The 13448-nt window shown below is 74.6% G+C and carries 15 protein-coding genes; 8 read left to right on the top strand and 7 right to left on the bottom strand.

Translation table 11 applies throughout. The annotated features are described in order from the left end of the window. Positions 1-19 precede the first annotated feature (19 nt). The gene (locus tag ACZ6ZN_RS17685) at positions 20-430 is read right to left on the bottom strand and encodes an STAS domain-containing protein (protein WP_451879067.1); all 411 of its coding nucleotides are present in this window, start codon (positions 428-430) and stop codon (positions 20-22) included. A 108-nt stretch (positions 431-538) separates the two neighbouring features. Between ACZ6ZN_RS17685 and ACZ6ZN_RS17680 the strand changes: the two genes are divergently transcribed. Together ACZ6ZN_RS17680 and ACZ6ZN_RS17675 are read left to right on the top strand one after the other, a co-directional pair. After that, positions 539-868, top strand: coding sequence for a helix-turn-helix transcriptional regulator (locus tag ACZ6ZN_RS17680; protein WP_469647155.1), 330 nt, complete (start codon positions 539-541; stop codon positions 866-868). Next, on the top strand, positions 865-1290 hold the full coding sequence (locus ACZ6ZN_RS17675; protein ID WP_469647152.1) for a hypothetical protein: 426 nt from the start codon (positions 865-867) through the stop codon (positions 1288-1290). The genes ACZ6ZN_RS17680 and ACZ6ZN_RS17675 overlap by 4 nt, the downstream gene beginning before the upstream one ends. Positions 1291-1302: 12 nt before the next feature. On the opposite strand, the gene secD is transcribed toward ACZ6ZN_RS17675, so the two are convergent. From secD to ACZ6ZN_RS17655, 4 genes are all read right to left on the bottom strand, one after another. Beyond that, positions 1303-3555 (bottom strand): protein translocase subunit SecD, encoded by a 2253-nt coding sequence (gene secD, locus ACZ6ZN_RS17670; RefSeq protein ID WP_469647150.1) that lies wholly within the window; start codon positions 3553-3555, stop codon positions 1303-1305. 73 nt (positions 3556-3628) lie between these two features. Continuing rightward, the gene (locus ACZ6ZN_RS17665; protein WP_469647148.1) at positions 3629-4147 is read right to left on the bottom strand and encodes a hypothetical protein; all 519 of its coding nucleotides are present in this window, start codon (positions 4145-4147) and stop codon (positions 3629-3631) included. Beyond that, the gene (locus tag ACZ6ZN_RS17660; protein ID WP_451879064.1) at positions 4144-4797 is read right to left on the bottom strand and encodes a response regulator; all 654 of its coding nucleotides are present in this window, start codon (positions 4795-4797) and stop codon (positions 4144-4146) included. The genes ACZ6ZN_RS17665 and ACZ6ZN_RS17660 overlap by 4 nt, the downstream gene beginning before the upstream one ends. Beyond that, positions 4794-5753 (bottom strand): HAMP domain-containing sensor histidine kinase, encoded by a 960-nt coding sequence (locus ACZ6ZN_RS17655; RefSeq protein ID WP_398108126.1) that lies wholly within the window; start codon positions 5751-5753, stop codon positions 4794-4796. The genes ACZ6ZN_RS17660 and ACZ6ZN_RS17655 overlap by 4 nt, the downstream gene beginning before the upstream one ends. A gap of 487 nt (positions 5754-6240) precedes the next feature. Between ACZ6ZN_RS17655 and ACZ6ZN_RS17650 the strand changes: the two genes are divergently transcribed. From ACZ6ZN_RS17650 to ACZ6ZN_RS17625, 6 genes are all read left to right on the top strand, one after another. Beyond that, positions 6241-6570, top strand: coding sequence for a TraR/DksA family transcriptional regulator (locus tag ACZ6ZN_RS17650; protein ID WP_469647143.1), 330 nt, complete (start codon positions 6241-6243; stop codon positions 6568-6570). A gap of 51 nt (positions 6571-6621) precedes the next feature. Then, positions 6622-6996 (top strand): TraR/DksA family transcriptional regulator, encoded by a 375-nt coding sequence (locus ACZ6ZN_RS17645; RefSeq protein WP_398108128.1) that lies wholly within the window; start codon positions 6622-6624, stop codon positions 6994-6996. After that, the gene (locus ACZ6ZN_RS17640) at positions 6993-7787 is read left to right on the top strand and encodes a rod shape-determining protein (protein WP_469647141.1); all 795 of its coding nucleotides are present in this window, start codon (positions 6993-6995) and stop codon (positions 7785-7787) included. Before ACZ6ZN_RS17645 ends, ACZ6ZN_RS17640 begins: the two co-directional genes overlap by 4 nt. 107 nt (positions 7788-7894) lie before the next feature. Further along, positions 7895-8518, top strand: coding sequence for an Rv1733c family protein (locus ACZ6ZN_RS17635; protein ID WP_469647137.1), 624 nt, complete (start codon positions 7895-7897; stop codon positions 8516-8518). A gap of 187 nt (positions 8519-8705) precedes the next feature. Next, positions 8706-10730, top strand: a complete 2025-nt coding sequence (gene fxsT, locus ACZ6ZN_RS17630; RefSeq protein WP_469647134.1) for an FxSxx-COOH system tetratricopeptide repeat protein — start codon at positions 8706-8708, stop codon at positions 10728-10730. Positions 10731-10893: 163 nt separating this feature from the next. Then, a complete protein-coding gene (locus ACZ6ZN_RS17625; protein WP_469647131.1) occupies positions 10894-11859 on the top strand; it encodes a YihY/virulence factor BrkB family protein in 966 nt (321 codons plus the stop codon). 51 nt (positions 11860-11910) lie between these two features. Here the strand turns inward: ACZ6ZN_RS17625 and ACZ6ZN_RS17620 are convergent, their stop codons facing one another. Both ACZ6ZN_RS17620 and ACZ6ZN_RS17615 read right to left on the bottom strand, forming a co-directional pair. Further along, positions 11911-12336 carry a DUF6003 family protein gene (locus ACZ6ZN_RS17620; protein WP_398108133.1) on the bottom strand — a complete coding sequence of 142 codons (426 nt, stop codon included), beginning with the start codon at positions 12334-12336 and terminating at the stop codon, positions 11911-11913. Between the two features lie 230 nt (positions 12337-12566). Further along, positions 12567-13352, bottom strand: a complete 786-nt coding sequence (locus ACZ6ZN_RS17615; RefSeq protein WP_469647128.1) for an SDR family NAD(P)-dependent oxidoreductase — start codon at positions 13350-13352, stop codon at positions 12567-12569. Positions 13353-13448 lie beyond the last annotated feature (96 nt).

Below are 13448 nucleotides of genomic sequence, written 5' to 3'. Positions count from 1 at the left end.
GCGGCCCAGGGGCCGTCGTTCACGACGGGCCGGTGGCGGCGTCCAGCGTCTCGCGAATGTCCAGCACGCCGTCGACCCCGGTGATCTCGCAGAGCCGCCGCAGGTGGGCCGAGGGAGCGACCAGGCGCAGCTTGCCGCTCTGGTGCGTGAGGATCAGCAGGTTCAGCAGCGTCGAATCCGCGAACGTCACACCGGAGGCGTCCAGGACCACGACCGGGTGGTCGCGGACCGCGCTCGCCAGCGCGTCCGTCAGCGGCTGGATCGAGTTCAGGTCGTAGGCGCCGCGCGCGGCCACGACCCAGGTCCCGCGCCATGCGTACTGATGCACCGAGGCCGCCTCCACGGCGGGCCCGGTCGTCTCTCGCCGCAACAGCGGCGTTCCGCCGGCGTTGCTCGTGAGCGCCGTCTCGGCGGCCTCTTCCCAGGGCACCTTCGGGCTCCTTCTGTGGTTCTCCCCTGCGGGAGCACGTCATCGGTTGCCGGAAAAGTATGTCATGTATCCGGGTTCAGGCAACCACGGGCGTCTAAGATGCAGGTCATGGTCGCAGTACCCCGGTCCCACAGCGGATGGACGTTCATCACCAGCCACGCGCGCGTGCTCGCCGCCGTCGCCGACAACCCCAACGCCCGCATCCGCGACATCGCCGCCCGCTGCCACCTCACCGAACGCGCCGTCTCCCGGATCATCGCGGACCTCGAACACGACGGGTACCTCTCCCACACCCGCGACGGACGCAGCAACACCTACCGCGTCCAGCCCGGCAAAGTCCTGCGCCACCCCGCCGAAGCAGGACTCCCCGTCGCCTCCCTGCTCTCCCTCCTCGTCCAGGACGAGACCGACCGCCACACCGAACCGGGGCATGAATGAATCGTCGTCCGGCCGTCGCAGCGCTTCTCTGCCTCGGCATCGGTCTTGTCACCGGATGCTCCTTTGATGCGGAAGCGAAGGACGTCAGGCGCTCCGACCTGGTGGGCCGCTGGCATGCCGGCGAGTCGTGCGACTCCTTGCTCGTGCTGGAGAAGGACGGCTCGGCCCGGTGGGAACACTGGGCGACCGGTTACAGCCTGGATGAGGGCCGCATCACCGGCACGGAAGACGGCAAGGGGAGTTGGGCGCTGGAGTCCGTGGAGGGCGAGCAGCATGTCGAGGTGGAGCGAGGCGGTGACTTCGAGCCCTTGGACATGCTGTCGGCCGATGGCCGACTGATCCTCCTCCAGATTCCGGGAGACGACCCCGACAACAGCATTGGGTGCCGTTTCGAACGGGTCGACGATCAGAAGCCCGGCTGATCCAGCGTCCGGTCAGTGGCGGCGTCTCCGGGAGCGGGACGTGTGCCGGTCCAGTTCGATCGCCAGCGGGGTGGCCGTGAAGACCGACGAGTACGTGCCGATCACGAGGCCGATGAGCAGGGCCAGGGCGAAGTCTGTGAGGGAGTCCCCGCCGAGCACGGCCAGGGCGGTGAGGATCAGGGCGGCTCCCATGCCGGTGTTGACGGTGCGGGGCAGGGTCTGGACGATCGCCCGGTCGGTCAGGGCCGGCAGCGGGGTGGCACGGTCGTGTCGCCACAGCTCCCTGACGCGGTCGAACACCACGACCGAGTCGTTCACCGAGTAGCCGATCACGGTGAGCAGCGCCGCGAGGAACACCCCGTCCAGGGGCTTGCCGAGCCAGGCGAAGACGCCGACCAGGATGACCACGTCGTGGGCGAGGGCGGCGACCGCCGCGGTGCCGAACAGCCAGCGGAAGCGGGCCGTCAGGTAGAGCAGTTGGGCGGCGAGCGCCACGCCCAGGGCGATGAGGGCGTTGCGGCGCAGTTCCTCGCCGAGGCTGGGTCCGATCAGCTCGTCGCGGACCTTCTCCGTGGCGCCGCCGAGTGTGCCGACGGTACGGGTCACCGTCTCGGCCTGCGCGTTGCTCAGCTCGCCGGTGCGCACGGACAGGGCGCTGTCGCCGGAGGACTGGACGACGGCGTGCGGGAGCCCGGCGTCCGCGAGCGCGGTGCGTGCGCGCTCGGGGTCGACGGGGCGCGCGGTGGTGTACTCGATCAGCCGTCCGCCGGTGAATTCGACGCCCAGGTCGAGACCGCGGACGGCGATACCGGAGGCGGCGACGGCCAGCACGGCGGCGGACAGGGCCAGCCAGCGCCGCGGGCGGCGCATCAGTTCCGGCCCGGAGCGTGCCAGGCGGCTCCTGACCCGCCCGGCGGTGGCCAGACCGGTGACATGGGGCCGGCGGCGCACCCACGGGCGGGACGCCGCGTGCTCGGCGAGGACCCGCGTGACGACCAGGGCGCTGATCATCGAGGCGAGGACGCCGATGCCGAGGGTGACGCCGAAGCCGCGCACGGGCCCGGAGGCGAGGAAGAACAGCAGTCCGGCGGCGATGAGGGTGGTGATGTTGGAGTCGGCGATGGCGCTGAGGGCCTTGCGGAAGCCGGTGGTGAGGGCGGAGCGCGGACTGGCCCGGCGGCGTTTCGTGTGCTCCTCGCGGGCGCGTTCGAAGACCAGCACGTTGGCGTCGACGGCCATGCCGATGGCCAGGACGAAACCGGCCAGGCCCGGCAGCGTGAGGGTGGCGCCCAGTGCGGCCAGGGCGCCGTAGGAGATGAGCCCGTACGCGGCCAGGGCCAGTACCGCGAGGGCGCCCATGAGCCGGTAGACGGCGATGATGAACAGTGCGGTCAGGGCGGTGCCGATGACCGCGGCCCAGGAGCTGGCGGTGATGGCCTCGGCGCCCAGCGTGGGGCCGACGGTGCGCTGTTCGACGGTCTCCACGGGGACGGGCAGGGCGCCGCCGCTGATGAGCAGGGCCAGTTCGCGCGCCTCGTCGTCGGTGAAGGACCCGGTGATCTGCGTGGCGCCGCCGGTGATGCCCGCCCCGCACGCGACCGACGGGTCGACCTGCGGCGAGGAGATGATCTTCTTGTCGAGGACGATGGCGATGCGGCGCTCGGGGTTCCCCGCGGGACGGCAGGCGGCCGCGCCGGTCAGCCGGCCCCACGCGTCGCGGCCGGAGTCGTCGAAGTCGACGGTCACGTGCCACCCGGCGCCGCTCTGCTGGTCGAACCGGGCGTCCGCGCCTTCGACGTCCCGTCCGGTCAGTGCCGCGGGCCCCAGGTGCAGCGGCCGGCCGGACTCGTCGGGCAGGACACGCTCCCCCGCCCGCTCGGTTGCGGATCCCCCGCGGGCGTCGGTGCCGTCGGCGAGGCCGGTCACGGGGTGGACGGTGAGCTGGGCGGTGCGGCCCAGGACGTCGGCCGCCTTCCTCGGGTCCTGGACGCCGGGCAGTTCGACGATGATCCGGCGGTCGCCGGAGCGCTGGAGGGTGGGTTCGGCGACGCCGAGGGCGTCGATGCGGCCGCGCAGCACCTCCAGTGTGCGGTCGGTGGCCTCGGGACCGGCCTCGGCGGTGTCGGTGGAGCGGGTCTCCAGGACGATCTGGGTGCCGCCGCGCAGATCAAGTCCGAGACGGACCGGCACGGTGACGGTGATGTACAGGGACAGGGCGATCACGGTGAGGGCGAGCAGGGCTCTCACCCGGGACGAGCGGGTCAACGCGGCCTCCGGCGGGCACACCGCGGCGGCGGCCGGCGCGGCCGCGGTGAAGGACGGTGAGGGAAGGGCGGGTTCAGGTGCCGGAGGACACCGGGGGTGACCGGCCCCGGTCGGTGGACGCGTGGTCGGCGCGCGGACGCCCCTGCGGTGTCGCTGCCGCCGCCGGCGGACCGGTGGCGGCGACGGCGGGGGCCTCGCGGCCCGCGACGGCGGCGGGGTGGCCGGGCGGCGGCATGCGTTCGCCGAGCGGTTCGAGCCGGAACGCCGCGTGCACGGCGCACGCCGTGGCACAGCCGTCGGGGGCGTACGGCCGGGCCTCGTGAGCGGCGCCCGGCCCCTCGACGGCGGATCCGCCCGCCGGACCGGACCGCTCCTCGGCGGGCGGTGGAGCCTGCACCCCCGCGGACGGTACGAGCCGCACCCCCGTGGGCTGCGCGTCCCAGGCCGGGGACGCGGCGCCCGGCACCACGGCCAGGAAGAGCGCCAGCAGCGCCGCGGCCCACAGGGCGGCGGGACGGGTCGGGGTGGGGGTGGCCCGGGGGCCCGGCCGGGGAGTGGGCAGCCGGGCCCCCGGACGGTCGGGGTGGCTCACGGTTCGATCAGGCCCGCGCGGATGGCGTAGCGGGTCAGCTCCAGGCGGTCGCGCAGGCCGAGCTTGTGCAGCAGGTTGGCGCGGTGGCGCTGGACCGTCTTGATGCTGATGTGGAGCAGGTCGGCGATCGACTGCGAGGAGTGGCCCTCGGCCACCAGCTTCAGGACCTCCTCCTCGCGCGGGGTGAGGACCTGGTCGGGGGTCTCCTCGCCGTGCCGGGCCCGGTCGAGGTAGTTGCGGATCAGGGCGGTCACCGCACCGGGGTACAGGAAGGGCTCGTCCCGCATCGCGGCGCGGCAGGCGGCGACGAGGTCCCGGTCGGCGACGGACTTCAGCACGTACCCGCTCGCGCCGGCCTTGAGGGCCTGGAAGAAGTACTGCTCGTTGTCGTGCATGGTGAGGATCAGGACGCGCAGCCCCGGCTTGAGGCCGGCCAGTTCGCGGGCGGCCTGCAGACCGGTCATACGGGGCATGGCGATGTCCAGCACGGCCAGGTCGACGTCATGGCTGCGGGCCTGCTCGATCGCGTCGGCCCCGTCGCCCGCCTCGGCGACCACCTGCAGCTCCGGTTCCTGGTCGAGGATGAGCCGGACGCCGCGGCGCACCAGCGCGTGGTCGTCGGCCAGCAGGATGCGGATGGTCCGGGTCATGAGGAGATCTGCTTCCTGGGCACGGGCACGGTGAGCCTGACCTGGGTCCCGGCGCGCGGCGCGGGGGTGATGTCCAGGGCGGCGCCGACGAGCAGGGCGCGTTCGCGCATGCCGAGGATGCCGGCGCCTTCCCGCGGGGCCTTGATGCCGCAGCCGTCGTCGGTCACGGCCAGGACCACGCCCGCCCCGCCGGGGTGCAGCGACACGACGGCCCCCCGGGCGCCGGCGTGGCGGGCGACGTTGGTGAGGGACTCCTGGGCGACGCGGTAGAGGACCAGTTCCGTCTCCGGCTCCAGCGGGGGCAGGTCGGCGGCGAAGCGGCGGGTGACCTGCAGCCCGGTGTGGGTGGCGAAGTCCTCGGTGAGCGAGGTCAGGGCGCTGACCAGGCCCAGGTCGTCCAGCACGCCGGGGCGCAGGCGGCGCACCAGGCGGCGGACCTCGTCCAGGCTCCCCCGGGTGATCTCCTGCACCTCGTGCAGGTCCTTGCGCAGCGGGTCCGGGGCCGCGTCCGCGGCCCGCTTGAGCCCGAGCAGGATCGCGGTCATGCTCTGCCCGACCTCGTCGTGCAGTTCCTGGGCGATGCGGCGGCGTTCGGCCTCCTGGGCGAGCAGGACCCGGCCGCTGCTGGCGGCGCGTTCGTGCTCCAGCCGCTCCAGCATGGCGTTGAAGGTGCGGATCAGCTCGGCGACCTCGCCGCCTCGGGGCGCGGACAGCCGCTGCCCGGGGCGCAGCAGGTCGACGGTGGTCATCAGGCCGGTCAGCCGGTCCAGCGGGGCCAGTCCCCAGCGCAGCAGGGCGGCGTTGGCCACCAGCATCACCGCCAGGCCGCCCAGCAGGATGACCGCCTCGGTGAGCAGCACCGGCACCGACACGGTCACCGGCGCCCAGAGCAGCAGGCCCGTGGCGGTGCCCAGGACGACGGCGTTCAGGGCGAAGATCCGCCAGAACAGCGACACCGGTCGTCAACCTCCTTCTGCGCTACGGCGTGCCTCGGCCGCCGGGTGCCTTATGGCCCCCGGACCGACCGGCTGCCGTGCCCGGCCGTCGGCCGGGACTCGGGGCGGGTCCCCTGAGCCGGGCGATCGGGCCGGGCCTGGGGGCCAGGCCTCGGGGACCAGGCCATGGGGCCGGACCTCGGGGACCATGCCTCGGGACCAGGCCATGGGGACCAAGCCTTGAGGCCAGCCTGCCCGCTCCCGCCTCACGGGGATATGGGGCCCGGCCCCCATTTCCCGGTGCGCGGGCTACCCAGGGCCCTGGGGTCTGCATCCCGCGCGCTGCCGGAAATGGGTGCTGCGCCCGATGGGTATTCGCCCCGCCCCGGACCAGGCTGGGGGCAGGACCGGGCGCCCCGGTGCGGTGACCGCCGGACCGGGCATCGCCCGGTGCCCGACCGCCCGTCCGGGCGCACCGCCGCCCGGCCCACGGAAAGGGAAGAGCCCAGTGACCGTCGACGCCCCCCGCACCGACCCCCGCCCCGAGCGCATGACCGCCCAGGAGGTGCGCCGGCGCCTGGAGCACGCCCGCAGCACCCGGCTGACGCAGTTGCGGGCGCTCGAGGAGACCGGGCACAGCGTGGACGACCATCTGACGTCGATGCAGCGGGACGCCATCCGGCGGGTGCTCGAGGAGATCGACGGCGCCTTCGCCCGGGTCGAGGACGGCAGGTACGGCACCTGCCTGGGCTGCGGCGACCCTGTCCCGGCCGAGCGGCTGGAGATCCTCCCCTACACCCCCTGCTGCGTCGCCTGCCAGCGCCGTGCCGCCCCCTGACCGGGCGGCCCGTCCCCACCGTTCTTCTCCATCGCTCTGCCCGAGGGGTGTGTGGTGAACCACCAGCTCATCGCCGACCGTACGACGCATCTGACGCCCGAGGAGCTCGCCGCCCTGCGGGAGAACCTCGTGGAGCAGCGCCTGTTCCGCCGGGAGCAGTTGCAGCAACTCGCCGTCGCGGTCCCGTCCCGCGCGGACGGGCCGCGGCCCGCTGACGCCGCCTCCCAGGTCGAGGTCCACGTCAAGCTCGCCGCCTGCGCCCGCATGGTCCTCACCGACGTGGAGGCGGCCCTGCGGCGCATGGACGAGGGCCGCTACGGCGTCTGCGGGCTGTGCCGGGGGCCCGTCGCGGCCGAGCGGCTGGCGATCGTTCCGCAGGCCCGCTACTGCGGGCGCTGCCAGCAGGTGAGGGAGGCCGGCCGGTGACCGCGCTCCCCGTGCGCTCCGCCGCACGGCACCGCTTCGGACGCCATTCGGGCATCGCCCTGGAGATGGGCAGTGCCCGCACGCGCGTCTGGCTTCTCGGCCGCGGGCTGATCAGCGACGTCCCGACGGTCACGTTCGGCACGGACACGCGGTGTCCGGTCCAGCGCGGCACGATCATCGACCCCGCCGGCTGCGCCCGGATGCTGGAGCGTCTGCTCGGCCACCGCCTGCCCCGCTTCACCGCCCCGCACGTCGTCGTGACCACCCCCGTCCTGGGCGGCCCGGCCTACCGCGACGCGGCCCGCGCGGCGGTGCAGGTGCTCCGGCCGCGCACGGTGCTGACCGTCCCCACCGCCCGGGCCATCGCCCTCGCGGCCGGAGCCGGGCGGACGCGGCCGCTGCTCGTCGTCGACGTCGGCGCCCATCTCAGCGAGGTGGTGCTGCTGGCCGACACGGGCGTCGTCGACGCGCGCCGCACCGCCCTGGGTACGAGCGACCTCGACGCCACCCCGCCGGAGCGGGTCGGCGACGCCGTCGCGGACATGGTGTCCGCCATGCTCCGCCAGGACGGCGGCTCCCTCACCGCGGACGCCCTGAGCCGTGGGGTGCTCCTGGCGGGCGGCGGCGCCCTGCGCCCCGACATCACGTACCACCTCACGGCCCGGCTCCAGGCGGCCGTGCGCGTCGTGCCGGCGCCGCACACCGCCGCCGTGCGGGGCGCGGCCCAGCACCTCCTGGCGGCGCGCTCCCGGCCGCGCGCGGCCGACGCCGCCCCTCCCGGTCCCGACTAGGCCGGCCCGACCGGACCGGTCAGACCAGACCGGGCCCGACCGGACCGGTCCCGGTCACCCCGGCCCGCCGACCACCCGTCACCCCTGCCCCACGACGGAGGGACACCATGGACCGCCCGATACCCCCCGCGCAGCCTCCGCCGGAGGACCTGCCCCGGCTGATGCTGTGGCGCTGGCGGCGCAACCCGCTGCGCCGCCGCACCGACCTGATCCAGGCGTGGATCGGCCTGGGCCTGCTGCTCGCCGTGCTCGCGGCCACCCCCGCGGTGGTGACGCTGGCTCGTGACCTCGCCCACCGCCACTACTCCCGTACCGCGCAGCAGCAGGCCGCCTCCCGGCAGGAGACCACCGCGGTGCTGCTCCACGACGCCCCGCGCCATCCCGAGCCGGGCTCGCCCGAGGCGCGGAAGACCCTCTACCCGGTCACCGTCCGCTTCACCGACCCCCTCGGGCGCACCCGCACGGCGGAGACCGATGTCCAGCCGCAGTTGCCCGCGGGCACGACCCTGCGCGTCTGGGCCGGCACCGACGGCCGGCTCACCGACCCGCCCCTGACCGCCGAGCAGATCCGCAGCCGCAGCGTCGGCAGCGCGGTCATCGCCACCCTGGCCTTCTACGCGACCGGCACCCTGGCCTACGGCGTGGCCCACCGCACCCTCCAGCGCCGCAACCTCGCCGCCTGGGACACGGCCTGGGCCCGCACCGCACCCCGCTGGACGATCTCGCCCTAGCCGGCGCGGGTGCGGGACGCTCCGCCGCAGGCCGGGCAGAGCCGCCGCCCGGTCGCCCCCGGTCTGTCGCGTGTACGCGAAGCCGCCGGGTGGGTACGGCGGGCGGTCGCCTCGAACACCCCCTCCCCCGGGCCGACTTCTCGGATACGATCACGTCGGCCGTCGTCGCGACCGGAGAGGGATCCTCATGTGGCGCAGACTGGTCGGCACCGTGGCCGGTCTGCTGGTGCTGTTCGTCGGCAGTCTGGCCTTCAACGCGGCGTCCGGGCAGAGCCGCTGGCCCGGTCCGCTCGACTTCGTGCGCCTGCACCCCTGGATCGTGCTCCTGCTGCTGGTTCCCCTCGCCTGGGCCGGACTGCGCCAGGAGGCTCGCGAACAGCCGCCCCCGCCGCGTCCGTCCGCACCCACGACCTACCGGCTGCCGCCCCGCAACGCCCACTTCACCGGTCGGGACGACGCCCTGCGGGAACTGCGGCGGCGCCTCACCTCGGCGCAGGACATGGCGACACAGGTCGTGCACGGCCTGGGCGGGGTGGGCAAGACACAGCTGGCGGTCGAGTACGCCTACCGCCACCTGTCGAAGTACCGGTTCGTCGCCTTCGTCGACGCCGAGGACCCCGACCTCATCGCCACCCAGTTCGCCTCGCTGGCCAGGGAGTTGGGGCTGCGGGAGGTGGGATCCGAGCAGGCCGTGCCCGGGGTGTGGTCCTCGCTTCGCGACCGTCGGCCCTGGCTGGTCGTCTTCGACAACGCCGAGAAGCCCGGCACGCTGCTGCACGCGCTGCCCTCGGGCGACCTGGCGCACAACGGCCACATCGTCGTCACCACCCGGGTGAGCGGCTGGTCGGCCACCGCCGGAGTGCTGGACCTGCCGGAGTTCAGCAGGCGGGAGTCGGTGGATCTCCTGGTCCGGCGGGTGCCCGGCACGAGCGCCTCGACCGCGGACCGGATCGCCGAGCGACTCGGCGACCTGCCGCTCGCGTTGGAGCAGGCCGCGGGATACATGGGCTACAACCACACCGCACCGGAGGAGTACCTGGCCCTGCTGGTTACGCGGCTGGACGAGATGATCGCCCGGGGCGAGCTGGCCGACCGGCCGTCGGTGGTGGTCGCGACCCTGTGGCAGCTCGGCGTGGATCGGCTCCGGCGGGAACAGCCGCACGCCGTACGGCTGCTGGAGCTGTGCGCCCTGCTGGCCCCGGAGCCCATCGCGCTGGACCCGTTCACCGCCGCGCCGGAGCCGCTGGTGCCGTCGGCCGCCGATCCGCTGGCCTGGGACACGACCGTGGGCGCCCTGGCCGGCCTCGGTCTGGCCCGGCGTGAGGGCTCCTCCCTGGTGCTGCACCGGCTGGTCCAGGCGGCCGTCCGCGCCTCCATGACCGCTGACCACCGGGCGGCGTCACGGGCGCAGTTGTGCCATGCGCTCCTCGCGGCCGTGCCGCACGACGTCCACGGCGATCCCGAGGCCCGGCCGCGCTGGCACCGGCTGCTCCCCCACGTGCTGGCCGTGACCCGCGGCGAGCCGCCCGCCGGCGCGGCGGCGGAGACGGCGGTGCTGCTGCGGCTGGCAGCGGAGTTCCTCCTCGCGATCGGTGACCGCACGCTGGCGCTGCCCCTGTGCGAACGTGCCCTCGCGCTCGACGAAGCGCTGCCGGGCCGGGACGCGGAGATCGGGTTCGACCTGATCACGCTGGCCCAGATCCACCGGGACCTGGGCGCCCCGCAGACGGCACGCCCCCTCGCCGAGCGGGCGCTGCGGCTGCACGAGGCCGCTCTGCCGGCCGGGGACCCCGCCGTCGCCACGGACCTGGCGACACTGGCGCGGACGCTGTGCATGCTCGGCGAGCACCGGGCGGCGCTGCCGCTGGCCGAGCGGGCGCTGCGCATCGACGAGGCCGCCCACGGACCGGACGACCCCTATGTCAGCTTCGATCTGATCGCCCTCGCGACGGTCCACTTCGACCTGGGCGACCCCGAGGCGGCCCTGCCGCGCATCGAGCGGGCGCTGCGGATCCGCGAGGCCCGCTACCCGTCCGACCACCTCTACATCGGCTATGCCCTGCTGTTCCGGGCACGGGTGCTGGAGGCCCTGGGCGAGCCGTCCTCGGCCGAGAGCGCCCGCCGGGGCGAGCGGATCCTGCACTCCCAGCTCGGCGCCGATCACCCCAAGACGGAGGAGGCCCGGGCCCTGGCGGACCGGCTGACGGCGTAACAGGTGACCCGCGCCGCGCGTCCGGGGCCCGGAGCGGCCGTGGGGTGCCGAGCGGGTGAGCACCCGCGGCGGCTCTGTGGGTCGGGGAACCGCGAACAGGTCGGGCGGTCAGGATTACGGGGCATCCGGGCAGGGAGCCGTCGTGCGACAAGGAGAGTCCACCATGGGAACCGCCGTGCACGTCCCGCAGACCCGGGACATGATCGGAGAAGAACTCTCCGGCGACGAGGCCTTCGCCGCCCTGCGCCACTACGGGGGCTGGCGGTTCCTGATGGACTCCTTCGCACGGTTCCGTTACGCGGACGGCTTCACCAACGCCCGGGCGCTGGCCTTCCAGGTGGTGGTCGGGCTGGTGCCGTGCACCGTGGCGCTGGTCGGACTGGCCACCTCGGTGCACACCGAGGCCGTGGGCCGGGTCATCGAGCTGACCCTGGGGCGGATCGTGCCGGGGGCGAGCGCGGAGATCGTGAAGGACGCCTTCGAGGGAACGCGGCGCACGGCCCACGGCGACGCCTGGAGCACGGTGGCCCTCTGGCTCGGTCTCGGCTTCGCGCTGCTCAACCTGTCGTCGGCGATGGGGCAGATCGAGCGCGGCGCCAACCGCATCTACGGGATCGAGCGGGACCGCCCCCTGCCGCGCAAGTACGCCCGGTCGTTCGTGCTCGCCCTGGCCGCGGGCCTGCCCCTGGTACTGGGGTTCGTCGTCCTGGTGGCGGGCCGGGCGGTGGGGGACGCCGTGGCCGAGACCGCGGGCTGGGAGAGCGGCTTCGGACGGTGGTGGGGCGTGGTCGAGATCCCGGTGGGGCTGGTCCTCGCCTGGGTGGCCTCCGCGGTGATCTTCCGCTGGTCCCCGCGGCGCGTGCAGCCCGGCTACACCTGGCTGGCCTTCGGGTCGGCGGTGCATCTGCTGCTGTGGGTGGCGGCCACCTGGCTGCTCGCGCTGTACGTCGAGGAGAGCGGTGCCTTCGGCGCCGTGTACGGACCGCTGACCGCGTTCATCGCGCTGCTGCTGTGGGCGAACCTGACGGCGGTCGCGCTGTTCCTCGGCATCGCGTTCGCCGCCCAACTGGAAGCGGCCCGGGCCGGGATCGCCTCGGCCGTCGAGCCGGACCCCGGCCCGGGCGCCTGAGACCGGGCGGGTCGGGGGCGGCTGCGGGTCCGGCAGCCGCCCGCCGCGTCGTCAGCCGCTCGCCGCGGCGGTCACCGTCGCGGGGTCCACGCCGGTCAGTTCGACGATGCGGTGGGGTGGCACGCCGGCGGCCAGGGCGCGTCCGATCAGGCCGTCCCGGCCGTCGGAGCAGTCGCGGTAGGCGAGCAGTTCCTCCTCGAGGCGGGCGAGGGACTCCGGCGTCATGCTGTGCCGCAGCCGGCTGAGTTCCTCGTCGCCGAGCGGGACCGGCACGCTCTCGGCGTCCGCCGGGATGGCCCCGGTCTCCTCCGGCGGCAGCAGCCGCAGGTACGGGGAGGTGGGCGTGGCGTCGTGGGCGTGCAGCCAGGCGCGGACCGCGGGCGTCTCCATGAAGGCGAGCTCGCCGACGGCGGCCGGGGGGACGCCGAGCGGCGCGGACGGGTCGTCCAGCAGGAACAGGTAGGCGTCGTCGGTCAAGACCGGCTCCTTCTCACAGTGGGGGGCTGTTGGACCTCCCTTTACCCCGCCGTGTCCGGATTAGCGCCGCCGGACCGGGCCGATGGGCCCGTACGGCACAGGGGCGGGCCGTTGTCACCCCGCGGTGTGGGCCGATCGGGCGCCGCTCGGAGCCGCGGGGCGCCCTGCGGCCGTGACCGGGCGAACCCTCGGTCAGCGGCTCGGGCTCGGGCTCGGGCGACCGACGTTCCTCACTCGTGCAGCGCCTGATGGAAACCGGTGTTGACCGCGGTGAGGCCGCCGTCGACGACCAGGGCCGTGCCGGTGATCCAGGACGCGTCGCGTGAGGCCAGGAAGGCCACGGCGGCGGCGATGTCCTCCGGCTCCCCCACCCGGCCCAGCGGGTACAGCCGCCGCACGGCTTCGAGGTCCGCGTCGCGGCCCTCCCACGCGCTGGTGCGCACCGTGCCCGGCACCACGAGGTTGACGCGTACGCCGCGCGCGGCCGCGTGCCCCGCGAGCGTGCGGGTCAGGGAGGCCAATCCGGCCTTGGCGGCGCTGTAGGCGTGGTTGCCGAAGTCCTGAAGGCCGTTGACCGAGCCGATGGACACGATCGCACCGCGTCCGGAGTCTGCCAGGTGCGGCAGGGCGGCCCGGCAGCAGCGGTATGTGCCGGTCAGCGTGACGTCCAGGTCCCGCGCCCAGGACTCGTCCGGCTGCGCCTCGAAGCGGGGCAGGTCGGGCGAGCAGTGGGCGGCGCAGTTCACCAGGACGTCGAGGGAGCCGAAGGTGTCCGCGGCGTGGGCGACGGCGGCGTCCACCGCCTGCTGGTCGGTCACGTCGCAGGCGCACGCCTCGACCGTGAACCCCTGCGCCGTGAGGTCCCGCGCCGTCCGCCGCGCCGCGTCCGGGTCCTGGTCGGCGACCAGGACCCGGGCCCCTTCCCCTGCGAGCCGGCGGGCGGTGGCGGCGCCGATGCCGCGCCCCCCACCGGTGATGAGAACGCCGTGGCCCGCGAAGCGTGTCGTGTCCGTCATGGGCCGACCGTACTGCCTGTCATGGCCGTGGCGGGCAGCCGCGGGAGGAAGTGGCCCGTGCCCCTGCGCACACCCGCGGGAGAAGAACTCCGGGCG

This window comes from Streptomyces sp. NPDC053665 (genome assembly GCF_055585285.1).
The sequence above is the reverse complement of the archived record's forward strand: the minus strand, read 5'-3'. Positions and strand labels throughout refer to the sequence as shown.